Origin of the sequence: Dyella sp. 2RAB6 (assembly GCF_052115385.1) — a bacterium.
Lineage (GTDB): Bacteria > Pseudomonadota > Gammaproteobacteria > Xanthomonadales > Rhodanobacteraceae > Dyella_D.
This window is the reverse complement of sequence record NZ_JBFRGP010000006.1, coordinates 134,150-158,072: the sequence shown is the minus strand read 5'-3', so window position 1 is coordinate 158,072 and position 23,923 is coordinate 134,150. Positions and strand designations below refer to the sequence as shown.

At 66.7% G+C, this 23,923-nt stretch carries 19 protein-coding genes; 5 read left to right on the top strand and 14 right to left on the bottom strand.

All coding sequences use genetic code 11. The annotated features are described in order from the left end of the window. Window positions 1-24: 24 nt before the first annotated feature. From AB4083_RS11840 to AB4083_RS11810, 7 genes are all read right to left on the bottom strand, one after another. Window positions 25-954 (bottom strand): ribokinase, encoded by a 930-nt coding sequence (locus AB4083_RS11840; protein ID WP_441608010.1) that lies wholly within the window; start codon window positions 952-954, stop codon window positions 25-27. Then, the gene (locus AB4083_RS11835; protein ID WP_441608009.1) at window positions 951-2,102 is read right to left on the bottom strand and encodes a serine hydrolase domain-containing protein; all 1,152 of its coding nucleotides are present in this window, start codon (window positions 2,100-2,102) and stop codon (window positions 951-953) included. The genes AB4083_RS11840 and AB4083_RS11835 overlap by 4 nt, the downstream gene beginning before the upstream one ends. Window positions 2,103-2,233: 131 nt before the next feature. Then, window positions 2,234-4,480 carry a TonB-dependent receptor gene (locus AB4083_RS11830; protein WP_441608008.1) on the bottom strand — a complete coding sequence of 749 codons (2,247 nt, stop codon included), beginning with the start codon at window positions 4,478-4,480 and terminating at the stop codon, window positions 2,234-2,236. 303 nt (window positions 4,481-4,783) lie between these two features. Then, window positions 4,784-5,665: a LysR substrate-binding domain-containing protein gene (locus AB4083_RS11825; RefSeq protein WP_441608007.1), complete on the bottom strand. Its 882-nt coding sequence runs from the start codon at window positions 5,663-5,665 to the stop codon at window positions 4,784-4,786. 145 nt (window positions 5,666-5,810) lie between these two features. Next, window positions 5,811-8,183, bottom strand: coding sequence for a sodium:solute symporter family transporter (locus AB4083_RS11820; RefSeq protein WP_441608006.1), 2,373 nt, complete (start codon window positions 8,181-8,183; stop codon window positions 5,811-5,813). Between the two features lie 59 nt (window positions 8,184-8,242). Next, window positions 8,243-9,097, bottom strand: a complete 855-nt coding sequence (locus AB4083_RS11815; protein ID WP_441608005.1) for an HpcH/HpaI aldolase/citrate lyase family protein — start codon at window positions 9,095-9,097, stop codon at window positions 8,243-8,245. Between the two features lie 330 nt (window positions 9,098-9,427). Continuing rightward, entirely contained in the window at window positions 9,428-15,376 is a 5,949-nt protein-coding gene (locus AB4083_RS11810; RefSeq protein ID WP_441608004.1) for a putative Ig domain-containing protein, read from the bottom strand. 466 nt (window positions 15,377-15,842) lie between these two features. Here AB4083_RS11810 and AB4083_RS11805 point away from each other — a divergent pair, with 466 nt between their 5' ends. Genes AB4083_RS11805 through AB4083_RS11790 form a run of 4 tightly spaced genes read left to right on the top strand, consistent with a single transcriptional unit; the run spans window position 15,843 to window position 18,013 of the window. Continuing rightward, window positions 15,843-16,343: a phage tail protein gene (locus AB4083_RS11805; RefSeq protein WP_441608003.1), complete on the top strand. Its 501-nt coding sequence runs from the start codon at window positions 15,843-15,845 to the stop codon at window positions 16,341-16,343. Between the two features lie 14 nt (window positions 16,344-16,357). Further along, on the top strand, window positions 16,358-16,888 hold the full coding sequence (locus tag AB4083_RS11800; RefSeq protein ID WP_441608002.1) for a phage tail protein: 531 nt from the start codon (window positions 16,358-16,360) through the stop codon (window positions 16,886-16,888). A 31-nt stretch (window positions 16,889-16,919) separates the two neighbouring features. After that, window positions 16,920-17,453 (top strand): phage tail protein, encoded by a 534-nt coding sequence (locus AB4083_RS11795; RefSeq protein WP_441608001.1) that lies wholly within the window; start codon window positions 16,920-16,922, stop codon window positions 17,451-17,453. Then, complete coding sequence (locus AB4083_RS11790) at window positions 17,450-18,013, top strand: GNAT family N-acetyltransferase (protein ID WP_441608000.1); 564 nt, start codon at window positions 17,450-17,452, stop codon at window positions 18,011-18,013. The genes AB4083_RS11795 and AB4083_RS11790 overlap by 4 nt, the downstream gene beginning before the upstream one ends. Here AB4083_RS11790 and AB4083_RS11785 read toward each other — a convergent pair. From AB4083_RS11785 to AB4083_RS11770, 4 genes are all read right to left on the bottom strand, one after another. Beyond that, window positions 18,006-18,302: a DUF6916 family protein gene (locus tag AB4083_RS11785; RefSeq protein ID WP_441607999.1), complete on the bottom strand. Its 297-nt coding sequence runs from the start codon at window positions 18,300-18,302 to the stop codon at window positions 18,006-18,008. The genes AB4083_RS11790 and AB4083_RS11785 overlap by 8 nt on opposite strands. 80 nt (window positions 18,303-18,382) lie before the next feature. Beyond that, window positions 18,383-18,613 carry a hypothetical protein gene (locus AB4083_RS11780; RefSeq protein WP_441607998.1) on the bottom strand — a complete coding sequence of 77 codons (231 nt, stop codon included), beginning with the start codon at window positions 18,611-18,613 and terminating at the stop codon, window positions 18,383-18,385. Window positions 18,614-18,626: 13 nt separating this feature from the next. Then, entirely contained in the window at window positions 18,627-19,241 is a 615-nt protein-coding gene (locus tag AB4083_RS11775; RefSeq protein ID WP_441607997.1) for a glutathione S-transferase family protein, read from the bottom strand. A 3-nt stretch (window positions 19,242-19,244) separates the two neighbouring features. Beyond that, window positions 19,245-20,198: a threonine ammonia-lyase gene (locus AB4083_RS11770; protein WP_441607996.1), complete on the bottom strand. Its 954-nt coding sequence runs from the start codon at window positions 20,196-20,198 to the stop codon at window positions 19,245-19,247. 119 nt (window positions 20,199-20,317) lie between these two features. Between AB4083_RS11770 and AB4083_RS11765 the strand changes: the two genes are divergently transcribed. Continuing rightward, window positions 20,318-20,788 carry an Lrp/AsnC family transcriptional regulator gene (locus AB4083_RS11765; RefSeq protein ID WP_441607995.1) on the top strand — a complete coding sequence of 157 codons (471 nt, stop codon included), beginning with the start codon at window positions 20,318-20,320 and terminating at the stop codon, window positions 20,786-20,788. 132 nt (window positions 20,789-20,920) lie between these two features. Here AB4083_RS11765 and AB4083_RS11760 read toward each other — a convergent pair whose 3' ends face one another. From AB4083_RS11760 to AB4083_RS11750, 3 genes are read right to left on the bottom strand one after another with little or no spacing between them, the layout of a single operon-like run. Further along, window positions 20,921-21,595 carry a YoaK family protein gene (locus AB4083_RS11760; RefSeq protein WP_441607994.1) on the bottom strand — a complete coding sequence of 225 codons (675 nt, stop codon included), beginning with the start codon at window positions 21,593-21,595 and terminating at the stop codon, window positions 20,921-20,923. Window positions 21,596-21,621: 26 nt separating this feature from the next. Next, window positions 21,622-23,001, bottom strand: coding sequence for an alginate export family protein (locus AB4083_RS11755; protein WP_441607993.1), 1,380 nt, complete (start codon window positions 22,999-23,001; stop codon window positions 21,622-21,624). Window positions 23,002-23,003: 2 nt separating this feature from the next. Continuing rightward, window positions 23,004-23,903: a glyoxalase gene (locus tag AB4083_RS11750; protein ID WP_441607992.1), complete on the bottom strand. Its 900-nt coding sequence runs from the start codon at window positions 23,901-23,903 to the stop codon at window positions 23,004-23,006. Window positions 23,904-23,923: the final 20 nt, after the last annotated feature.

Below are 23,923 nucleotides of genomic sequence, written 5' to 3'. Positions count from 1 at the left end.
AAGCGTGATCGTTAATGAAAGGAATCAGGCGATGCCGACGTACGCGGCGAGCGCATCGACAGCGTCGCCGGGACGCGCCGCGAGCAGGCGCCGTACTTCGTCCTGCCGCGGTACGCCGGCCTGTGCACCCAGCCGGGTGCAGGCTAGCGCAGATGCGGCGCAGGCGCGGCGCAGGGCGGCGGGATAAGGCAGGCCGAGGCTGAGGCCGGCGACCAGGGTGCCGCAGAAGGTATCGCCGGCGCCGGTAGTGTCGATGGCGTCCACCGCGAAACCCGGCTGCAGCAGATATTGGCCACCGACCCGCGCGCAGCAGCCGCGCGCACCGAGGGTGACCACCACGGCGGCGGCATCCAGCGCGTCGAGACCGGCCCCGATGCCTTGCCTGCCGGTGATCGCGGCAAGCTCGCCTTCGTTGACGATCAGCAACTGGCAGTCGCCGAGCAGGCTGCGCGGCAAAGCCTGGGCTGGCGCGGCGTTGAGCGCCACCTGGACCCCGGCGCGGGCGGCGCTGCGGGCCCAGGCTTCGACCGTGGGCATTGGCGTTTCCAGTTGCAACAACAAATGGCTGACGCCGGCCAGCGGCGGCAGGTGCTCGGGGCGCAGCGTGGCATTGGCGCCCGGCGCCACGGTGATCGCGTTCTCGCCATCGTCGGCGAGGCAGACGAAGGCGACGCCGGTCGCCGTGCCGCGCACACGCAGGATGTCCAGGCCGACGCCGGCCGCACGCAGCGAAGCTTCGATCGGTGCCGCATGCGGGTCGTCGCCCAGCGCCAGCAACATGCGGGTCGGTGCACCGCCGGCGCGCGCGCAGGCCACCGCCTGGTTGGCGCCCTTGCCGCCGGGAAAGGTGGCGAAGCCATGGCCAAGCACGGTTTCGCCTGGTGCCGGTACATGTCCCGCGCACACCACGAAATCGAGATTGGCCGAGCCGGCCACCAGCACGCCGTGCCTCATGGCCGCAGCGCCTGGTAGACCCGCGCGTAGAAGCTGCGGCTCAGGCGCGGCAGATCCTTGCCGCCGTCTTCGCGCGGCAGGTGTTGCAGCAGCAGGATGGCGAGCAGGTCTTCTCGCGGATCGATCATGTAATAGGTCGACGCCGCGCCGGACCAGCCGAACTGCCCCGGCGAACCGGGCTGGCCGCGCTTGGCAGGGTCCAGCACCACGTAACCACCGAAGCCGAAGCCCTCGCCCGCGTTGAACTGGTTCACCGGCGGATCGAGCATGGTCAGCTGGTTGCGCAGCATCAGCGCCACTGTCTTGCGGCCGAGTACGGTGTGGCCGTCCAGCGTGCCGCCGTCGAGCAGCATCTGCGCGAAACGCGCGTAGTCGGCCGCGGTCGAATACAAGCCGCCCGCACCGCTGGTGTAGGCGTTGAGCGGCGCGCCGGGGTGCGTTGCGCTGGCGCCATCGGCGATGCGCAACTTGCCGTTGCTGGCCATGGTGGTGATATCCACCACCCGCGCACGCTTCGCTTCAGGCACCGCGAAACCCGTGTCGTGCATATCCAGCGGTTGGAAGATGCGCTCCTGCAGGAAGCGCTCAAAGCTTTCCCCGGACACCACTTCGACCACGCGCGCCGCCAGTTCCAGCGAAGCGCCGTCATAACCGAAGCGCGTCTCGGGATCGGCCGCCAGCGGCACGCGGCTCATGCGTTCGGCAAAGCCGCGCAAGTCCTTTGCGCCATGCGGATCAATCCGCTCCATGCGCTTCACCGCCGGCTCGTCACCCTTCAATCCCGCCGGATAGCCCGCCGTGTGCGTAAGCAGCGCATGCAGGGTGACCGGCTTGATCGTCGGGCGCCCGGCAGCGCCATCCGTCAGCACCTGCGGATGCTCGAAGCCCGGCAAGTAGCGCGACAGCGGATCGTCCAGCGCCAGCTTGCCTTCTTCCATCAGCATCAACACGGCCACCGTGGTGACCGTCTTGGTCATCGAGTAGATGCGGAAGATGTCATCGCGGCGCAGCGGTTCGCGCCGGGCCAGATCGCGATAGCCATAAGCCTGCCAGTCGACGACGTGGCCATGGCGTGCAACCAAGGCCACCGCGCCGACATAGCCGTCGCTACCCGTGGCCTCGCGCAGATAGGCCTGCAGACGTTCCATCCGCTCCGCAGAAAACCCCTCCTGCTTCGCCGTGGCGGTAGGCAGCGGCATCTGCGCCGCCCCCGCCGGCCACGCGCTAAAGGCGAAAGCCGCCACCAGGACGGCTCCTCGCCCATGCGCCAACCACTTCGTCACAGCGTGACGGTGTAGGTCAGCGAGGTCATGCGGCCGCGGCCCGCCCAGTAGTTCTGGTAGCCCGCCAGCTGCGACCAGCTGAGGATGTACTGCCGGTTGAACAGGTTCTCCACGCCCAGCGACAGCTTGCCGTGCTTGCCGAGGTCGTAGTTCACGCCCAGGTCGAACAAGGTGTAGCCCTTGGTCTGTTCGGAGTAGCTGAACTTGGCGCCGTCGTAGGCGCGCGTGTCATCGCCGGAGACGTGGCGGCTCAACAGCGTGGTGAAGCCCAGCGTGGCATCGGCGTTCGGCAGGAACCTCCAGGTCGCCGCCGCGGCGAACTTATCCGGATTGATATCCAGCACACCCAGCGGTTTGTTCAAGCCGCCGGAGCCGTAGCGCCCGGCCGGATCGGCCGACCAGAACGCGGTCTTGCCGCGGATGCGCGAGTACAGGCCGGTGATCTTGAAGTCCTTGTCGAAGCGCCACTCGCCGGTCAGCTCGGTGCCTTCGATGCGCACCGGCGCGCGGCTGAGGATGAAGTCGGCGGTATGCGGGTCCACCGCCAGCGAAGAACCGAACGGCGACTTGGACACGTAGTGCGTGGCGCCGAACGCGCCATGCTCGCCGTGCCAGTTGAAGCCGCCCTCGTAGTTCTTGAACACGATCGCATTGAGATCGCGGATCTTGTCCACCGACTGCCCCGGCGTATTGATATTGCGCAGCGGGATGCCGATGTTCGGCAAGGTGAAGCCTTCGCTGTAGGACAGGAAGGTGGACCACTGCTCGTCGACGCGCCAGATCGCGCCAAGGTTCTTCAGCCCTTCCTTGTACTTCAGCCCGCCGCCCTGCACGAATACGCGGTTGCGGTAATACGTAGTCGTGTAGCTGTTGACGGTCAGCTTGTCGTCCTCGCGGCGGTAGCCACCGCTGAGCGTGACCGGGCCGATATCCCACGAGAGCTGGGCGTACGGCGCCACGCTCTTGTAGTGCATCGGCGGCACCCACAGGCGGTTGCTGAGGGCCAGGCGTTGCAGCGCCTGGTCCTTGCCGAAGTCGATGCCGGTGTGCAGCTCCAGGCCGGTGATGTTGAAGATATCCGGCCGCGTCCACGAGGTGCGCAGTCCTTTCTTGTGCACCACGATTTCCGACTGGTCGTACAGCGTGCCGAGCGGGGCGATCAGCGGATCCTGCTTGTCTTCGGTGTTTTCCGGCAGGTAGCGCATGGACTGGTCGGCCTTGTAGGCGTTGATGTCCAGATAGCCGCCGAAGAACTTGTCGTTGGTGTATTGCAGCTGGTACTGCTTGAAGTCGTTGAATGCATCCTTGGCGCCGAAGATATGGCCCTTCTCCGACGTGTTGGTGCGCGGTACCGCGCATGGCGGGACGTCGGTGGGGCCGCGGCAGCCGAGCACCTGGACGTACTCGCCCTTGCCCTCGATCCGGAAGCGGCTGACGCTGGCCTGCAGGCGCTGCTCGTTGTCGGCGCCGAAGTTGAAGCCGACCTTGGCGTACAAGTTCCTGGTTTCGGAATCGGCCAGCGAACCGCTGGTATTCAAGCCGATGCGGCGGCCATTGCCGTCGTAGCTGATGCCGCGGTCGATGTACGAAGCCGCCAGCAGCGCGTCGAACTCCTGCTGCTTGTGCGAATAGGTGGCGCCGACTTTCCAGCCCGCGCTGTCGCTATGGGCCTGGGTCTGGTAGCGCGTGGTCAGGGTGACTTCGTCGCCATCCCTGGTCGGCGTCTTGGAAATGTAGTTGATGATGCCGCCGGCCGCGCCGATGCCTTCAGAGGCCGACGGTCCGTTGATTACCTCGACGCGGCCGATGATGCCCATATCGGTGAAGGTGCCGTTGCGCGTGCCTTCGCGCAGCGGCGAACCCTGCGGCACACCATCGAACAGGCGCAGCGGAATGCGCCCGCGCAAGGTCTCGCCGGTGTTGCTCATGGCCTGCGACGACTCGGCATAACCCGGCACCGAGCGCGCCAGCACCGCGGTCGCATCCTCCGTCACCAGCAAGGTGTGCTGGATTTCTTCCTTCGAAATCACCGTGATCGCGCCCGGGATCTCGTCGATCGCCTTGGGGCTGCGCGTGCCGGTGACGATCACCTGCTGCAGGTTGACGGCTTCCTTGGCCTTGTCGTCCTTCCTGGTCGTGGCATCGGTCTGCGCGGCGCCGCTGGCGGGCGCATCCTGCGCCGGCGCGCCGACGGCGTAGGCCAGCAGGATGCCGCTGATGGCGGCGGTGAGTGGCTTGATCATCTGTTGTCTCGTCTTGGTACCGCCTTGCGGCGGGTCGGCGCGCGTGGCGCGCCGGGGACGGTGCTGCGTCTTCGAACTGGCGACACCCTCCCCCAGGTGTCCCGACGGCCCATGTCTTCTTATGCGAACCGCTTTGCTGCGGCTGTACTGCAACCACGTTGGATTGCGAGCGAGCCTATGCGCTTCGCTGTCGGCGTAGAACCGTCGCGGACTATGTTCAGAGGCTAGTTTTTGTTGCTTACGAAGGAAGCTCTGCCATGCGGCATTGCAGCAGGCGATGTGCCTGGGTCAGCGCTGCTCTTATCAGTGCGCCTTTACTTGCATGGCCTTTCTGCTTTCCTGCAGCAACACGGTGACCAGGCGCACGCGCACGCTGGAGCGCGACCACACGATGCCGATGCGCCGCGGCACCGCGGGATTAGGCAGCGGAATGCGCACCAGCTGCAGACCTTCCGGCCATGGCTGCGCCCAGTCCGGCACCAATGACACGCCCAGGCCGCGGTCGACCATCACGGCGATCGCATTGAGCGCGTTCAGTTCGAAGCGTTCGCGCGGCACGATGTCGTTCGCGCGCAGATAGTCGTCCGCCTGCCGCCCGCCCCATTGGTTGCGGTCGTAGCGGATCAGCGGCTGGGTGGCGAGCAGTTCGTGCGGATCGCGCCCGGCCATGCTTTTGGGCGCCAGCACGATCAGCGGTTCCTCGCGCAGCAGCAGCCATTCGCAGGTCTTGGGCAGCGGGAATGGCGCCTGCAGCACCACGGCCGCATCCAGGTCGCCGGCTTCCACCGCGCGATAGAGGTCGACCGAATAGCCGGGCTTGATGAAGACGTTGATCTGCGGAAAGGCATCCACCATTCGCGCCAGGACGTCCGGCAGCATGCCGGCCAGCGCGGTGGGACAGGCGCCCAGGCGCAGCTCGCCGGACACCGCGCTGTCGTTGGCCACGCTGCGCAGGTCGGACACGCTGCGCAGCAGTTCGCGTGCGCGTTCGAGGATGCGTGAGCCTTGTTCGGTGACGCTGACGGTGCGGCCGACGCGCGCGATCAGGCTGGCGCCGAGTTCGCGTTCCAGCGTGCGGATCTGCTGTGCCACGGCTGCTGGCGTCACGTTGAGCACGCGTGCCGCTGCCGCCATCGACCCCTGGTCGACGACGGTGACAAAGGTATTCAGGAATTGCGTTTCCACTTGCCGCCCTCATCGGTCTTGCCCCCAATGGGACGATGGGAGAGCGCCTCGGCATCCGTCAAGGGTCGTAGGTTGGGGTGAGCGCAGCGAACCCCGACATTGCCGGGCGCCCCGCATTGTTGGGGTTCGCTGCGCTCACCCCAACCTACGGCGGACGGTTCGGTTTGCGGGAGTAGATCGTCAAGCCTTCCAGCGACCGCGTCGGCGCTGGAAACAGCAGGCTCGCCAAGTAACCGATCACGATGCACAGCAGGATCGAAATGGCGAGATAGAAGTACGGATGCACCAGGTGGAACGACCAGGCGATCAAGGTCAGCACGATGCTGGAAGCAATGCCGATCGCCACGCCCGGCGAATTCGCCCGCCGCGTAAACATCCCCAATGTATAAGCGCCCGCAAAACCACCACCCAGCAGCCCCGCCAGCTCGATCGACACATCGAACAACGAGTGGATATCGAAACGCGACAGCAACAACGCCGTGGCAATGCCGACCAAGCCCACCGCCACCGTCATGATCTCCGCCATCAGCACGCTTTTCTTCGGCGACGGCTGCTTCACCAGCTTCTCGTAGAAGTCGACCGAGATCAGCGTCGCCACGCTGTTCATGATGCCCGACAGAGTCGCCATCGCCGCAGCGAAGATGCCGGCGATGATCAGGCCGGTCACACCCATCGGCAGTTCCGCCGCGATAAACAGCGGGAACGTGGCGTCGATCGGCAGCAGTGGATTGAGCCGGTCCGGGTTGTCCTTGTAGAACACGAACAGCGCCGTGCCGATCAGGTAGAACACGAAGCCGCCGGGAATCATGATCGCGGCAAACATCCAGATCGAACGCCCTGCCTCCTTGTCCGACCCGGTCGACAAGGTGCGCTGCATCAGCACCTGGTCCTTGGGGAAGGTCAACACCACGTCGAACAACACCAGGAACACGAAGCCCCATACCGTGGCCTTGGTCAGGTCGAAGCTGAAGTCGAGCAGGTGCATCTTGTGGTTGGCGGCGGCGGTGGACATGAACTGGCTCAAGCCCCCATGCAGATGCCACACGATGAAACCGATCACGAACAGCGCGCCGCCCATCTTCACCAGCACCTGCACGAAATCGGTCCAGATCACCGCCTTCATGCCGCCCATCGCGGTGTAGACGATGGTGAACACGCCCATCATCACCACGCTCAAGGTCACGCTGATGCCGGTGATGGTGGCGATGGCCAGCGCCGGCAGGAACAGGATCACGCTCATGCGGCTGCCGATCTGGGTGACGATGCACAGCGCGCTGGCCAGCATGCGGATGGCCGGATGGAAGCGCGTTTCCAGGTACGCGAACACCGACATCAGGTCCAGCCGCCGCAGCAGCGGCACGATCCACACCGCCACGAAGGCCAGGCCGAGCACGGCGATCAGGTTGTTGGTGAGGTAGGTCCAGTTGCTTTCGAAGGACTTGGCGGGGATGGCGATAAAGCTGATCGAGCTGGTGTTGGCCGCATACAGGCTGACGCCGGCGGCCCAGAACGGAATGCTGCGGCCGCCGACGAAGAAGTTCGCCGTGCTGTTGCGCTTCTCGCGCAGGTAGAAGTACAGGCCGATGCCGAACATCGCGGCGAGATAGACCAGGATCACGATCCAGTCCAGCCACTTCAGCAGCAGCTTGCCGGACTGCAGTTGCGCGGCCCGTACCGCGTAGCCGCCGCCATCGCGCTGCGCCCAGGTGAAACCGTCCGGCGACGCGGCCATCACGACGTCGGCCGCCGGCGTCGCGCCCGGCAGCGTGGCCCAGGAGCCGGTGATGCTGTGGAAGGTCATCGGCCGCACGCCTTGCGGCGTATCGACCAGGTAGAGCAGATGCGCCTGGCCCAGCGCGCGTGGGGCCGCCGGCAGCAGTGTGCCGGGGACGAGGGTGGCTTCGGTCCAGCCTTTCGTGGCCGACCAGCGCAGCAGTTGCTGCTTGCCTTCGTGTGGCACGGCGACGAATAGATTCGAACCTTGCGCGACCAGCGACAGCGCGGGCGCGTTGCCGGGCCAGGCGGGGACATCGCTCCATCCCGCATGCGGATCGGCGGGATTTGCCCGCCATACGCGTGGCTTGCCGTCAGTGCCGATACCGGCGACGAACAATGCGTCGGCGGAAACGGCGCCGTGCGGGTTCGTCGCGGATGCGGGCAACGCGGGCCAGCCGGTTGCCTCCAGGCGATCGCTGCGCAGATGCAATTCCGCCAGATTGGTGCGCCCCTGGTCCGACCACAGCAGATAGGCGCGAGTGCCATCCTGGATCAGCGACACCTCATTCGGTGTCGCTGCCGGCCAGGCCAGCGCAGTCCACTGCTTGCGCGCATCGTCGAGGCGCCACGCCTGCCCCGATGCAACCGCCACGGTCCGCCCGTCGATCACCGCCATGCCAAGCAGCGGTTGCGCAGTCGTCAGCGCGGGCAGCCCGGCCACACGCAAGGGCGTGAGGCTTTCGGCATGCAATGGCGGCGCCAGCACCAGCCAGGCCAGGAAGAACATGCACAAGCGGAACACGTGGCGCCGGGCCTCTCGATACGTTCGCGGAGCGGATTCCCTCGACGGGCCTGCCGCCGTCACGACTTGTGTGCCGCGGCGAGCAAGGCCTGCGCCCGTTTCAGGAACGGCAGGTCGACCATCTTGCCATCGACCATGAAGGCGCCGCGACCCTGGTTGGCCGGCTCGCGCGCGGCCTCGACGATGCGGCGCGCGCTGGCGATCTCCGCCTCGGAGACGGCGAACACTTCATTGGCCAGCGCCACCTGGCGCGGATGGATGCAGCTCTTGCCCAGATAGCCCAGCCGCCGCGCCAGTGCGGCTTCGGCGCAGTAACCGTCGCTGTTGGCGATGTCGGCATAGGCGCCATCCAGCGCGAATACATCCGCTTGTGCCGCGGCCATGCGCAGGGTGAACAACACGGAATGCACATTGCCCAGGTCATGCCGCTCGATGCCATACGGCTCGAACATGTCTGCCAGGCCCAGCTGCAACCCCGCCACGCGCGGATGCGCGCCGGCAATGGATGCGGCGCGGGCCAGCGCACGCGGCGTCTCGATATTCACCAGCAGCCGCGTGCGGCGCTGCCAACCGCGCGCCGCTTCCACCCGCGCGATGATGTCCACCGCCGCACGTACCTCCTCGGCGGATTCGATCTTGGGCAGGTTGATCAGGGTGACGCCGTCGCCGACCACCGCTTCCACGTCGTCGGCAAAGTACGGCGTGGACGGCGCATTGGTGCGCACGATCATCAGCTTGGGCGATTGCCGCACCGCTTCGGTGGCGAGGAACGACGCCACCGCGGTGCGCGCGGCGCCCTTGAGCTCGGGCGTGACCGAATCCTCGAGGTCGAACGATAGCGCGTCCGCCTCGCCGGCCAAGGCTTTGGCGAACAGCTCCGGCCGCCCTCCGGGCACGAACAGCTTGCTACGCATGGAGGATCGGCGGCGGGATCGGCATGCCCGTAGTGTGCGGCAGCGATCCCGTGCGATCGGTACAGCGCTGGCTTGTTCAAACGATAGGGATGCTATCGATTCGCCGCGGTGCGGCATGGCGAGGGGGTACGCGCGATCGCCCCCGTGGCCGTCATTCCGGCGCAGGCCGGAATCCAGTAACGATATCGCCTGATTTTCGCCAAGAGCCTAGCCGGCGCCTTCGCGACAGTCGTGCATTATCGCTGCTGGATTCCGGCCTGCGCCGGAATGACGGCTCTTGGAAGTTTTGCCGCAGAGGCCGCGAGCGCGACGCGCTCGCGGCCTTCCGTATTACGGATCGAACTTCTTCTCGATCCCCAACTGGATCGACTGGTTGTCGCGCGTGCTGTTGTCCAGCAGGTTCTGGTACTCCAGGCGTACCGACAAGCCCTTCAGCGTCTGCAGCATCACGCCGGCGCCGACCAAGGTGTGGTTGCGCGAGGTGTTGCCCAGCACCGCCTGGTACAGCGGGCCGCCCAGCAGATCCGCGTAGCGCATCGCCGCCACGCTCGCGCCCTGGAAGTCGTGGCGGAACTCCGCCCGCAGCTGCGGCATCCACACGCCGTAGTCGCGCTTGACCACCCACTGCGCGCGCAGGCCCAGCACGCCGGTGCTGGTCTTCACGGTCTGGCGCTCGTAGTGCAGCGCGTACACGTCGTCGCCGTGCTCGGTGTAGCTGTCCAGCGTGGCGCGGGCGAAGTCGAAGCGGCCGTAGGGCGAGATCAGCATGCCGTCCTCGGTGCGGTGCTCGTAGCCCACCGAGAGCGAGGCGAACAGCTGCTTGCCGTCGCGGCTGCCGGTCACCGTGTTGCCGTTGTCGGTGACATAGCGGCGCGAGTCGAACGACATCTTCTGGTAGCCGATCAGCGCGTCGACATACACCAGCGGCACCGGGCGATAGCTGCCGTACGCCGCCGCGCTGTAGGCGTCGACCGTGCTGCGGCTGTCGTGCTTGCCGATGTCGGAGGAGTCATGGCCGTAGCCGATGCCCGCACCCGCCGCGAACTTGTCGCCGAAGGCCCGATCCGCACCCAGGCTGACGCCGGAGGTGGTGAAGTCGATGCCGTCGGTGCTGCTGCCCGGCAAGGTCTTGCCGAAGTTCACCGCACCGCCGGTCCACACCGACCACGTACCCGGCTGGCCTGCCGAACCGGAGCGCTGGTTCTGGCCCTGGCCCGGCGTCGGCTCGTCCGGCTGCACCAGGAAGCGGCGGCCCCAGTCGTCGTCGCGCCCACGCAGGCCTGCCATCGGATCGCGGTTCTGCCGTGCGCTGGCCGAGCTGAAGCTGATGCCGTTGCTGAAGCCGCCGCCACCGGCGCCGGTGTGCAGGCTTTCCAGGCGGCGCTGGAAGTTGTCGATCTGGCCCACCGCCAGGCGCCGTGCTGAATCGGCCTGCGCCTGCAGGATGCCGAGCACTTCGGCGTCCTTCGACGGATCGCTGCGGCCGGTCACGGTGATGGTCACCGTCGCCGTGGCCGAGGTGGCGTAGGCATTGCTCAGCGTGTAGCTGACCTGCGCCTGGCCGCTGTAGGTGTTGGCCGCGGTGAATTCCAGCGTGTAACCGGAGGTGCCGCTGTTGTGGATGTGCGCATTGCCCGCACCCGCCGGCGATACCGCGATCAGCGTGGCGCCGGTGAACGGACCGCCGTGCGCCGCAGTGGTGAGATCCACCTGCACCTTGCGGCCGGCCACCACGTTGGCGGTCAGCGCCGCCGGCAGCGGGATCGGATTCACAGTGACGGTGATGTGCGCCGGCGTCGAAGTGCCGAACGGGTTGGACAGCGTGTAGTCGATACCCACCGCGCCCGAGGCGTCCTGCGGCGCGGTGTACACGATGTCGGTACCGCTCACCGCCGCCGTGCCCTTGGCGGGCGGCGTGGTGATGGCCACGCCGGTGAACGGCGAGCCCGTGGCGCCAGCCGTGGCATGGATGGTGACCGACTGGCCGGCCAGCACCGTGCCGCTCTGCGCCGCCGCGACCGGCACGGCCAGCGGCGTCACCGTGACCGTGACGGTGGCGGGCGTCGAGGTGCCGCCGGGACCGGTGGCCGTGTAGGTGAAGGTGTCGGTGCCGAAGAAATTGCTCGTCGGCGTGTACAGCGCATTGAGGCCGTTGACCGTCGCCGTGCCATGCGCGGGCGCCGTCGCCACCGTGATGCTGGTGATCGGGCCGGTGTCGTTGGCAGTCACGTTGATGGTGACCGGCGCGTTGGCAGGCGTGCTGGCGGTGTCGTTGACCACCACCGGCACCGGCTGGTTGATGCCGACCGTGTAGGCCTGGCTGCCGGTGAAGCCGAAGGTGTCGGTCGCCGTGATGGTGAAGCTGAAGTTGCCTGCCGTGGTCGGCGTGCCGCTGATCACGCCGGCACTGCTCAAGGCGATACCCGCCGGCAGCGCACCGGTGGTGAGGCTGTAGGTGAAGCTGCCGCTGCCGCCGCTCGCGCTCACCGTCTGGCTATAGGCGACGGAGACCTGGCCACCCGGCAAGGTGGTGCGGGTGAACACGATGGCCGGCGCATTCACCGTGACGCTGTAGGCCTGGCTGCCGGTGAAGCCGAAGCCATCGGTCGCCCTGATGGTGAAGCTGTAGGGGCCGATGGTGGTCGGCGTGCCGCTGATGACACCGGCGCTGCTCAGGGAGATACCCGGCGGCAGCGCACCCGACAGCAGGCTGTAGGTGTAGCCACCGTTGCCGCCGGTGGCGGTCAGGGTCTGGTTGTACGCGATGCTGCCCGTGCCCGCCGGCAGCGTGGCCGGTGAGATGGCGATCGTCGGCGCATTCACCGTGAGGGTGTAGGCCTGGCTGCCGGTGAAGCCGAAGCCGTCGGTCGCCTTGATGGTGAAATTGTAGGTGCCGGCCGTGGTCGGCGTGCCGGACACCGTGCCAGCGCTGCTCAGGCTGATGCCGGCTGGCAGCGCGCCCGTCGCGAGGCTGTAGGTGTAGCCGCCGTTGCCGCCGGTGGCCGTGACCGTCTGGCTGTAGGCGACACCGCCGGGGGCCGCGGGCAGCGTGGCTGGCGTGATGCTGATCGTCGGCGCATTGACCGTGTAGCTGTAGGCCTGGCTGCCGGTGAAACCGAAACCGTCGGTCGCCCTGATAGTGAAGTTGTAGGAGCCCGGCGTGGTCGGCGTACCCGACACGACGCCTGCGCTGCTCAGACTGATACCCGCCGGCAGCGAACCTGCCGTGAGGCTGTAGGTGTAGCCGCCGTTGCCGCCGCTGGCCGATACCGTCTGGCTGTAAGGGGCACCGCCGGTGCCCGCCGGCAGCGTGGCCGGGGTGAGCGTGATCGCCGGCGCGTTCACCGTGAATGCATAGGCCCGGTTTCCGGTGAAGCCGACCCCATCGGTCGCGGTCACGGTGAAGTTGTAGCTGCCGGCCGTGGTCGGCGTACCGGATAGCGCGCCGGCGCTGGTCAGGCTGATGCCCGGCGGCAGCGCGCCGGTGGTGAGGCTGTAGGTATAGGTGCCGTTGCCGCCGCTCGCGGTGATCGTCTGGTTGTAAGCGACACCGCCGGTACTTGCCGGCAGCGTGGTCGGCGCCACGATGACCGTCGGCGCGGCCAGCACCAGCGCCACCGGCTGGGTCGCCGTGAACGGCGCGCCGGTGCCGGTGCTGCTGTCGGTCGCCTTCACGGTGAAGTTGAAGGTGCCGGCGACCGTCGGCGTGCCGGACAGCACGCCGGCCGAGGACAGCGACAGGCCTGCCGGCAAGGTGCCCACGCTGAGCGTGTAGCCGTAGGTCGGCGTGCCACCGCTGGCGGTGAAGGTATGGCTATAGGCCACTTCCGCCGTGCCGCCGGCCGGCGCGGCGGAGGTGAACACCACCGTGCCCGCGCCTACCGTCATGACGTAGGCCTGGCCGCCGGTGAAGCCGCCGCTGTCGGTGGCGGTAACGGTGAAGTTGAAGATGCCCGCGGCCGTCGGCGTGCCGCTGACCACGCCGGAGTTGAGGTCGAGCTGCAGGCCCACCGGCAGCATGCCGGAAGTCACGCTGTAGCTGAACGTGGTCGGATGGCCTTCGGACGCGGTGATCGTCTGGCTATAGGCGGTGCCGATCACCGGCGACGGCAAGGTGCCCGGCGACAGCGTGATGGTCGGCGCGACGATGGCCAGCGTGTAGCTGCCCGACACATGGAACGGTGCGCTGGTGCCGGTGGAGCTGTCGGTCGCGTCCACCGTGAAGTTGAAGTTGCCGGCCGCGGTCGGCGTGCCGGACAGCGTGCCCGTGGACGACAGCGTCACGCCCGGCGGCAGCGCGCCCGTGGTGATCGCATAGGTGTAGGGCGAGATGCCGTTGGCCGCGGTGAAGCTGCCGCTCACCGCCACGCCGGCCGTGCCGTTGATGGTGGCGCCGGACGCAGGCGTCAGCGTCAGCGTCGGTGCGTTCACCGTGATGGCGTAGGCGCGGCTGCCGGTATACGGACCCGTGCCGGTGCTGCTGTCGGTCGCGGTGATGGTCAGGTTGTAGGTGCCGGCGCCGCTGGGCGTGCCGGTGATCGCACCGCTGCCGCTCAGGCTCAGGCCAGGCGGCAGCGAGCCTGCGGTAATCGCGTAGGTATACGCGCTGGTGCCGCCGGAGGCCGTCACGTTCTGCGAGTAGGCCGTGGCTACCGTCGGGTTGGGCAGCGAGGTTGGCGAGATCGTGATGGTCGGCGCGCTCACGGTCAGCGTCAGCGCACCGCTGGTGGCATTGAACGGTCCGGTGCCACCGCTGCTGTCGGTGGCCTTCACGGTGAAGTTGAAGGTACCGCCCGCTGTCGGCGTACCCGACAGCGTGCCGTTGCTGGCCAGCGTGACGCCCGCCGGCAGGCTGCCGGTGGCAATCGTGTAGGTGTACGGCGCGGTGCCGCCAGTGGCGCTCGCCAGGGAGCGGCTGTAGGCGACGCCCACGGTCGCCGGCAACGGATTGGTTGGCGTGTAGACGACGGTCGGCGCGGCGATGGTCAGCGTCAGCGTGCCGCTGGTGGCGCTGAACGGTCCGGTGCCGGTGCTGCTGTCGGTCGCCTTCACGGTGAAGTTGAAGCTGCCGTTCGCGGTGGGCGTGCCGGACAGTGTGCCGTTAGCCGCCAGCGTGATGCCGGCCGGCAGGGCGCCGGAGGCGATCGTGTAGGTGTACGGCGTGGCGCCACCGGTGGCGCCGGCGAGCGACTGGCTGTACGCCGTGGCGACCGTGCCTGCCGCGGGGCTGGATGGCGTGTAGGTGATGGTCGGCGGGGAGACGGTGATTGTTGCCGTGGCGGGTGCCGACGTGCCGCTGGTGTTGGTGGCCGTATACGTGAAGCTATCCGGGCCGGCGTAGCCGGGCGTGGGCGTATACGTGATCGAGGTGCCCGCTGCCGTGGCCGTGCCGTGCGCGGCTTGGGTGCCGACGGCGACGGAAGCCGCCGCACCGCCGGTGAGGTTCAGCGTGATCGGGTTGTTGGTGCTGTTGTAGGCAACTGTCGCGCTGACCGGGTTGGCGATCGGGGGCGGCAGGGTCACCACGTTGATGGTGAGGTTGTTGGCCGAGAAGAATGGCGTGGGCGAGCTGCTGTCGGTCACCTTCACCGTGAAGCTCTTCACGCCGGTTGTGGAGCCGGTCGGCGTGCCGCTGATCGTACCGTTGCTCGCCAGGACCAGGCCGGGCGGGAGGGTGGTGCCTCCGTCCAACGCATAGGTGTAGGGCGCGGTGCCGCCGGACGCGGTCAGCGTGAAACTGTAGGGCGTGGCGAGGGCCGCCGTGGTAGGCGAGTTGGTGACGTTGATGTTCGGCGCGTCGACGGTGCCGGAATAGCTCAGGTTGCCGGTAATGCTGGCGCTGTCGGTCGCGGTGATCGTGAACGAATAAGCGCCTTGCGTGGTGGGCGTGCCGGAGATGGTGTTTCCGCTGCGCGTCAAACCGGCGGGCAGGGTTCCGCCGGTCACGGCGAAGGTATAGGGCCCGGTGCCGCCGGTGGCGCTCAGGTTGACGCTGAAGGAAGCGCCTACCGTCATCGAGGGCATCGTTCCCGGCGAGATGGAAATCGGCGAGGTCGGCGCGGCGATATAGACGGTGACGACGACGGTGTTGGTGCCCGAGCCGTCATCGAACGAGAAATGGTCCGGCGAAATGCCGTCGCCATTGTTCGTGTAGGTAATCGTTGAGTGGACGCCGTTGTTGATCACGATGGATCCGTGCTGAGGATCCGCGATCTTGGTCACGCCGAAGCCCAGGTCACAGGCGCTCACGTCCACACTGATCTGGGTACCCGACGGCATCGGCGATCCGGCCGTGGCATTGGGTGCCGTGAAGCTGGTGCAGGCGGCTCGCGATATGCCTGGCATCGCCAGCATGACGCAAAGCAGCAGGAATGCTGTCCAACGGCCGAATAAATGACGGCCGAGCCCATGGCGCATCGCGTCGCGATGCTTCGACTCCGTATGCCACATGACTTGTCCCCTGCTTGCCCGTCTTCCCAACGGGCGGTGCGCCTGGCGGCGCAAAGTGAAAGCTGCCGTGGCTCGTTAACGAGCAGCCGCGGTACCGGACCCCCCTCCGCCGGACAGCTGTCAGCCTTGCCTGGCGGTCCTGCACCTTCCCCTAAGTGCTTACCCTCCTTGGGCAAGCACCCCGATATTGTGAGCTGCGTCACGAAGTGCTTGTCAAGATGCCGGATCATGCGCAAAAGTTAAGCGATCCGGCCAGGGGATCTTTTCGCCGGCACAACCAAGGGGGGAATAACTCATGTCACAACCCTTTCTCGGGCAGGTAATGCCCGTGGCGTTCAATTTCGCGCCCAAGGGATTTGCTTTCTGCAATGGACAGCTGCTGCCTATCGCGCAAAACCAGGCACTGTTTTCGCTGCTAGGCACGTATTACGGCGGCAACGGCACCACGAATTTCCAGCTTCCCGATCTGCGCAGCCGCACGCCGCTGGGTTCCAACAATGGCCAGGACATCGGCCAGACCGGCGGCGTCGAGAACGTCACGCTGCTGACCAACAACCTGCCGCAGCACAACCACACCTTCAACGCGAACACGGCCGCCGGCGCCGCGCGCATTCCCACCAATGGCGTGTTTTCCGGCTCGGGCGCGCTCAAGATGTATGGCAGTTCCGGCGGCACGCAGATTCCGATCAACGTGCTCGACAACGCGGGTCAGACGCTCCCGCATCCCAACCTGCAGCCATACCTGGTGCTGAATTTCTGCATCGCGCTCAATGGCATCTATCCCTCGCGCAGCTGACCGGAGCGTCTGTCATGTCTCAACCTTATGTTGGCGAGATCCGTCTGTTTCCCTACAACTTCGCGCCGAACGGCTGGTTCGACTGCAACGGCAGTCTGCTTTCGATCGCGGAGTATGAAGTCCTCTACACCTTGCTCGGCACCACCTACGGCGGCGACGGCGTGACCACCTTCGGCCTGCCCAACCTGTCCGGCCGCGTGCCGATCCACCAAGGCACCGGACTGGGCATGGGCACCTACGTGCTGGGCCAACTGGCCGGCACCGAGGAGGTCACCCTGATTTCCAGCCAGATGCCGGCCCACACCCACGCCTTCAACGCCGTGGATTCGACCGGGAGCGCCAATACGCCGGCAGCGAATCTCCAGCTGGGTGCGGTGAGCGGAAACACGCTCTATACGACCAGCACAGCGAGCATCAACAGCTCCGACCTGGCATCGACCGCCGTCAGCTCCACCGTCGGCAACCAGCCCCACGACAACACCATGCCTTCGCTGGTCGCTCGTTTCTGCATCGCATGGGCTGGCGTCTTCCCGTCGCAGGGCTGACGCTCATCGATCGATTACAAGGACCCACATCATGAGCGATCCCTTCACTGGCGAGATCCAGATCTACGCTTTTAATTTTGCGCCTTACAACTGGGCCGCATGCTCGGGACAGTTGATGCCTATTCAACAAAATACGGCTCTTTTCTCCCTGCTGGGCACCACTTTCGGCGGCAATGGCACGTCCAACTACCAGTTGCCGAACTACATCGGCAACATCGCCTGCGGCCAGGGCAGCGGGCCCGGACTGACGCCGCGTGTCATGGGCGAAACCTTCGGCTCGGACAGCGTCACGCTGCTGTCGAACGAGATGCCGTCGCATACCCACGGCGCACGCATCTACAACCAGACCGATCCCAGCAAGCGGCAAGGCACGCCGGCGGCTAACTATGCCCTTACCGTGCCGGATACGGTGACGCCGTTCACCACCACCAATACTGTCAACTCGACCTTCCCCATCGGTACGATCGGCGTTGCCGGTGGCGGCGTGGCACACGAAAACCAGCAGCCCTACCTCACACTGAACTTCTGCATCTGCCTGTCGGGTGTCTTCCCGCAGCGTCCGTGAGCACGGCCCATGCACTGACCTTTCCCTCGTTGCGGGCAGCCTGGCTGCCCGCAACAGGGAAGGACCTTCCGCCAGGCCTGAGCTGGCGCGAGGCACGCAACGACGACCTGCCGTTCTTCCGCCTCCTCTACGCCGACATCCGCGCCGCCGAACTCGCGTTCACGCCATGGCCCGACGCCGTGCGCCAGTCCTTTCTCGACAGTCAATTCGTGCTGCAGCACCAGCACTACACCGCGCACTACCAGCCGGCGGATTACCTGGTGATCGAGGATGGCGGCGAGCCGATCGGCCGCCTGTACGTTTATTGCAACGAGCACGAAGCCAACGTCATCGACATCGCGCTGCTGTCCGCAACGCGAGGCCGCGGTATCGGATCGGCACTCTTGAGGCTGGTGCAGCAAGCCGCGCAGCATGGCGGCCTGCCCAGCGTCGTGCTCCATGTCGAGCACCGCAACAGCGGCGCGCGCCGGCTCTACGAGCGCATGGGCTTCGCTCTCGAGGAAGACATCGGCAGCCATCTGCGCATGCGCTGGATGGCCGCCGCGATCGAGCTCAGTTGAACAGCGCCTGGTAGATAAAGCCGGTGCGGTCGCGTGCGATCGGCACCAGGAAGATGCCGAACTCGCCGATGCTGGCGTGCTTCATCTGATAGATCTTCTGCGGAAACACGATCGCCGCCTCGTGGCGGAACAGCAGCGAGAACGGCGAACGCACCATCCCCTGGTATTCCTGCACCGGCAAGGGCCGCGCCTCCATCAGTGCGAACGGCGCGTTGCCGTCGTGATCCAGGGCGACCGTGAAGGTCTCGCCCACGTGCCCCGCGAAATGGTCCAAAGCAAAGAATTGCATCGCGCCGCCCCCTTTACGCCGCTGATGGAAGGCGCCGAGTGTCGCACAGAAGCGGTGGCGATTCGCGTGTCGATCAAGCGCTATTGCAGATGCACCAGACCGCTGCCGATACCCTGACAAAGGCGCAGCGAAAGCTTGCGACCGTGCTCGAGCAGATGACGCATGGCTTCACCGGTGGTGACCGGCGCGGCATCGGTCGGTTCGGTGGCTTCCTCGGCCACCAGGCCCTGCGCCAGCTGCGGATCGACGATGTAGCCATGCAGGAACAGCAGCGCTGTCCATAGCGAAGGCTTGCGGGAATCTGAGGTCATGGATGGGCTCCAGTCAGTCGTGTGTCGCGCCGCTCAATGCGGTGGCGCGCATCGAAGGCCGTTGCGCGAAGCGTTCGTACCAGGCAGCCAGGCGCGGGCGCCTGACTCGAAAGTCGTACACCTCGCGGAATTCGATCCAGCTCAGCGCAGTGGCCAATGCGATGGCGCCGAGATCGACAGCATCGACGTCGAACTCACGCTCCAGGTAATCGCAGGTCGCGGCGATCTTCTCGCGATAGGCCTCGACCAGCACGGGCCAGCGCAAGGCTTCCGGCCTGCGCTCGATATCCCAACGCGCCGCGATGCCTGCATCGGAAATGCCCTGCGCCAAGGCCTGAATAAGCAGAACGCCGTAGTGCGCCGTGGCCTGCGCGGGAATCAACTTCGGCCCGTCGTGCAGGCCATCGAGGTACTCGCAGATCACGTTGGAATCGAACAGCACGCTGCCATCGTCGCGCAGCAGCACCGGCACCTTGCCCAGCGGATTCACCGCATACACCGCCTCGTTGCGTCGCGTGGGACTGGTTTCGTGATGAATCACTTCAAGGCGCGATGCCAGGCCGATCTCGTGGGCGGCGACGAGAACCTTGCGCGCGTAGGGAGAGTGCGTCTGATAGAGAAGTTTCATAAGTCAGTCGGCGAGCAGTGGTTGGCGTAGCGAGGGATGGATGTTCTTGCCGCACAGCACCGTGGCGACAAGGCGGCCGGTATAGCGCTTCGGCTCGGCAAGGATGGCCGCCACGCCAGCGGCGCCCGCCGGCTCGACCACCATGCCCAGATGACGATGCAGCAGGCGCATCGCACGCATCAGCTGTGCTTCGTCCACCGCAACGATGCGGTCGCAGCAGCGGCGCAACTGCGCCAGGCGCGAAGCGATCGGCACGCGCACCGCGATGCCGTCGGCGATGGTATCCGCGCGTTCGGTTTCGATGGCGCGCCCAGCTTCCAGCGACAGCTTCATCGACGGCGCGCCCGCCGCCACCACCGCCACGATCTCGGCGGAAGGCAAGCGTGCGCGCAGCACCGAGCCAATGCCTTCGAGCAGCGCACCGTTGCCCAGCGGCACCAGCACCACCTCCGGCGCGGCCTCGGCGAGCAGTTCCAGCGCGATGGTGCCGGCGCCCTGGGCAATCGCGGGCTCGGCGCCATCCTCGACGAAGCGCAACTTCATTTCCTCCGCATACCGGCGCGCCGCCGCTTTTGCCGCATCGAAGTCCGCACCCGCAAGACGTACATCCGCACCCAGCGCGCGCATCGCATCGAGCTTCGCCGGGTTGGCGGCTTCCGCGGCGAACACCGTGCAGGCATGGCCACGGCGTGTGGCAGCACGCGCCAGCCCTTGCCCGAAATTGCCGGCCGAAGCGGACACAACGGCCTCCCCGGGATGCAAGGCGGTAGCGACGAACAGCTCGGTACCGCGCCCCTTGAACGAGCCTATCGGATTATCGGTTTCGTCCTTGGCGAGCAACCGGCAACCGAGCGCCGTGTCGAGTGCAGGGCTGACACGCATCGGCGTGCGCAGGAAGACGGGGTCGATCAGCGACGGGGCAGCGAAGACTCCGTCCAGATCCAGCGGGGTGGCCATGCGATGCGCTCACTTCGGTGACGAAGGCTGACCATGCTAGGGTGGCGCCGCGCGGCGGGGCCGCGTCCGCTGCGAGAGCGGCGGGTTTTCTCCCTGATCTTCGACGAGGTGACGCGGCCATGCCCACCGCACTGGATAAGTTCGACCGCCGCATCCTGGCCATCCTGCAGATCGATGCGCGCCGCTCGGCCGAGCTGATTGGCGCGGAGATCGGCCTGTCCGCGTCAGCCGTGCAGCGACGCATCGCACGCTTGCGCGAGGAAGCCGTGATCGTGGCCGAAGTGGCGATCGTCGACGCCAAGCGCGCAGGGCGTCCGCTCACGTTGATCGTCGACGTGGAAGTGGAGCGCGAGCGACCGGAACTGCTGGCCAGCCTGAAGCAATGGATCGCGCTGGAACCGGCGGTTCAAGAGGCGTGGTACGTCACCGGCGAAGGTGACTACGTGCTGGTGGTCAGCGCGCGCGATGTTGAGGACTACGACGCGCTGATGCAGAAGCTGGTGGCGGAGAACGCCAACGTGCGGCGGTTCCAGACGCGCGTGGCATTGGGAACGCTGAAGCGCGGCGTGCTGGTCCCCGTGGAAGAATGACGCAGGCGTAGGTTGGGGTGAGCCGCAGGCGAACCCCAACGCTGCGGTGCGCATGGCCGTCGCACACGTTGGGGTTCGCCTGCGGCTCACCCCAACCTGCGTCGATGGCATGTGTGGTGCGATGACAGGCGCTCAGGCATCGCCCGCCGTATCGCCATGACACAACGCCGCCAACACCAACACCGGCGGCAGCGCAAAACACCACATGCCCACGTAGCGATACAACAACGCGGCCATCGCACAGCCCGCGGCGAATGTAAGCACCGCCCCACCCATCCGTGCCATCCGCCCACGCGCGGCCGCACGCTGCTCGTCCGGCACGCCATGCAGCAAGTCACCCACATCGAGCATCAACTGCGTGGTGGTGCCGGTCATCATGGTGGTCGGCGGCGCGCTGCCCAGATGCACGCGCTGCACCGCGTTCTGCACCGCCATGCCAGCCACCAGCACCAGGCCGGCGAACATTGCCGCCGGCGCATCGCCATGTTCGAAATGGCCATGCCAGATCGCCACCCCGCCACCCAGCACCAGCAGGGCGAGCTGGATCGCCAGCAAGGTGCGGAACACCGGCTTGCCGGCGGCAATCAGCCGGTAGCGCAGCAGCCGCGCCAGGATCACCGCCACGCAGAACGTCGGCAGCGCCAGCAGTTTGGTGACGATGCCGGTCGCACCCATCACCAGGGCTGCGCCGATGGTGACGAAGTTGCCGGTGACGTGCGCGGTGAACAGGCCATGCATGGCCAGGTAGCCGGCGGTGTCGGTGTAGCCGGCGGCGAAGCTCAGCAGGGTGGGGACGGTGAGTTTCATGAGGTTCCTGGGGGTGCGGTGACGGGTTACCAGGTGAACTTGAGCTCGGCGCCAAGATAGTCGCTGTCGCGGCCGCCTGCGCGGCGAAGCGCGTCGCTCACCTCGAAACGCACCAGCTCCAACGCCGTCGCCACATGGCGATTGACGGCGTAATCGGCGCGCAGCTGGCCATAGCTGCCGCTGCGGCGGCCGCCATGGCCCGCCGTATTCGGCACCGCCAGGTTCGGCTGCGTGTACACCGCATCGCCGGTGGTCTGGCGCCATTGCAGACCGACGGCGGCAGTCAGTGACAGGCCGGTCAGGGGTTTCACGCTGATCGACGGCTTCAGGTGGATGAAGTTGGCATAGCCGGTATACCCGGCCAAGGTGACGTAATAGCCATTGGGGAACAGCGGATTGAAGGTGCCCAGCGTGCCGTCGCCACGGCGCTTGTCGCCGGAGGCGGCATCCAGTTGCAGGCCGAAGCGCGGTGTCCACGGCAGCTGCGCGAAGGTATAGCCGCCGCGCGTGCCGATGGCCCATGCACGGATGCGTTTGCCGCCGACCGAACCGCGCTGCGCCATCGCTTCCAGATCCCAATCCAGACCGTTCGCGTTGCCGGCGTAGCGTGTGTCGAACACCTGGCGCGATTCGCGTCCAGCGGCGTCGATAAAACGCGTGTTGTCGCGCCGGTACAGCGCCGCATAGGCAGACAGCTCGTGCTTGCCATCGATCAGCCGCTCGACCCGCAGCAGATGAAAGCGCACGTGCCGGTTGGACGTATCGTCGAAATGCGCGTCGTCCTTGTACTGCACCGGCTGGCTGAGCAAACCGATGAAGCGCCAGCGCCCGGTTTCCCAATCCGCCCACACCGCATCGAAGGCCTGCCGCACATTCGGGCCATCGCGCAGCGAGACGAAGCGCTGCAGGTCGAAGGCGAATTCCTGCCGTCCGGCACGGGCCTTGAAGGTGCCCGTGTCGAAGCTGTGCACGTAGGCGATAAAGGCCAGCCGCACGTCGAGCGGGTTGCGATCCGTGGGCATGGGGTTGCGCTTGCCATAGGCGCGCGCATCCTCCAGTTGCACGAACGCCTGCCAGTGGCTGCCGATGCGCAGGTCCGCATGGACCTGCGCACGCTGGATCACATAGCCATCGGCACGTGCACCGCTCGCGCCGAAACCGGCTGCATCGTTGCGCTCGAAACGCTCGCGCAGGTTGGCGCCGAGCGAGAGATAGCTGGCCGCATCGCCTTCATCCAGCGCGATGTACTTCAGCCCGTCGCCCGGTTCGGTGCGCCGTGCCGGATCGGCCAGCGCCGACCAGTCCTCCTGCCAGCGGTTCGAGGCGAAGGCCGGCCGTCCGGCCTCCTGCGCGGCAACGGTGCTGGCGTATGCGAACAGCGCAACCGCCAGCAGCCGCCGACGCATGCTCAACCGCCCTTGGACGACGCGTGGATCTCGGCGACATAGCCGCCCGGGAACGACACCATCGCGATCCGCCGCCCACCGGCCTCGTACGGCTCGACCACCACCTTCGCGCCGCTGGCCGTCGCCTTGGCCAGCGTGGCGGCCAGATCGGCCACTTCATAACCGCTCATCTCGCGGCCATAGGGCCAGGGCAACAGGCCGTCGGTGACCTGCACGGACATCTTGCCGAAGTCCGATTCGATACGGATGCGGCGGAAGTGATCGCTGGCGCGGCCGATCTCCACACCGGGCGCCTGCTTGTCGTCGGACACCAGCTTGCCGTGCGAGAACGCCAGGAAGGCATGCACGAACGCATCGGCGCGATCCGGCGAGACATACACGCGATTCTCCGGCACCGTGCCGAACGCCTTGTAATCCGGCGCAGTGGTATGCCAATACAGCTGCATGTTCACGCCGCCGGGCCACTGGATGACGGCGTCGCGGCCGATCGGATCGGGAAACGGCGCCACCAGCACGTCGGCGCCTGCCGCGCGCGCGGCACGGATCGCCACATCCATGTCCTTCACCAGATAACCCGTGCGCTCCGCGCCGAACGGATACGGGATCGGCGTGCGGAAGCCGAACAGCGACACCGTGCCGGCCGGCGTCTGCAGCAACTGCGAGCTGGTCTGGCTGGGCGTGGGCGTCACCTGCACCACTACCTGCCTGGTGCTCTGCCCGCCGAAGGTGGCGGTGAAGCTCTGCACGAAGCGATCGACATCGGCGGGGTCGACGTACACGTGGGTGGTGTCGTACTGCGGCGCCACCGCCACGGATGGCAACGTGGTTTCGCGGGCACCGGCCGGCGCGGCCAGCAGGCCCAGCGACAGGGCGAGCACAGAGAAAAGAGAAGCCTTGTGCATGAGAAGAACTCCTTGTGTCG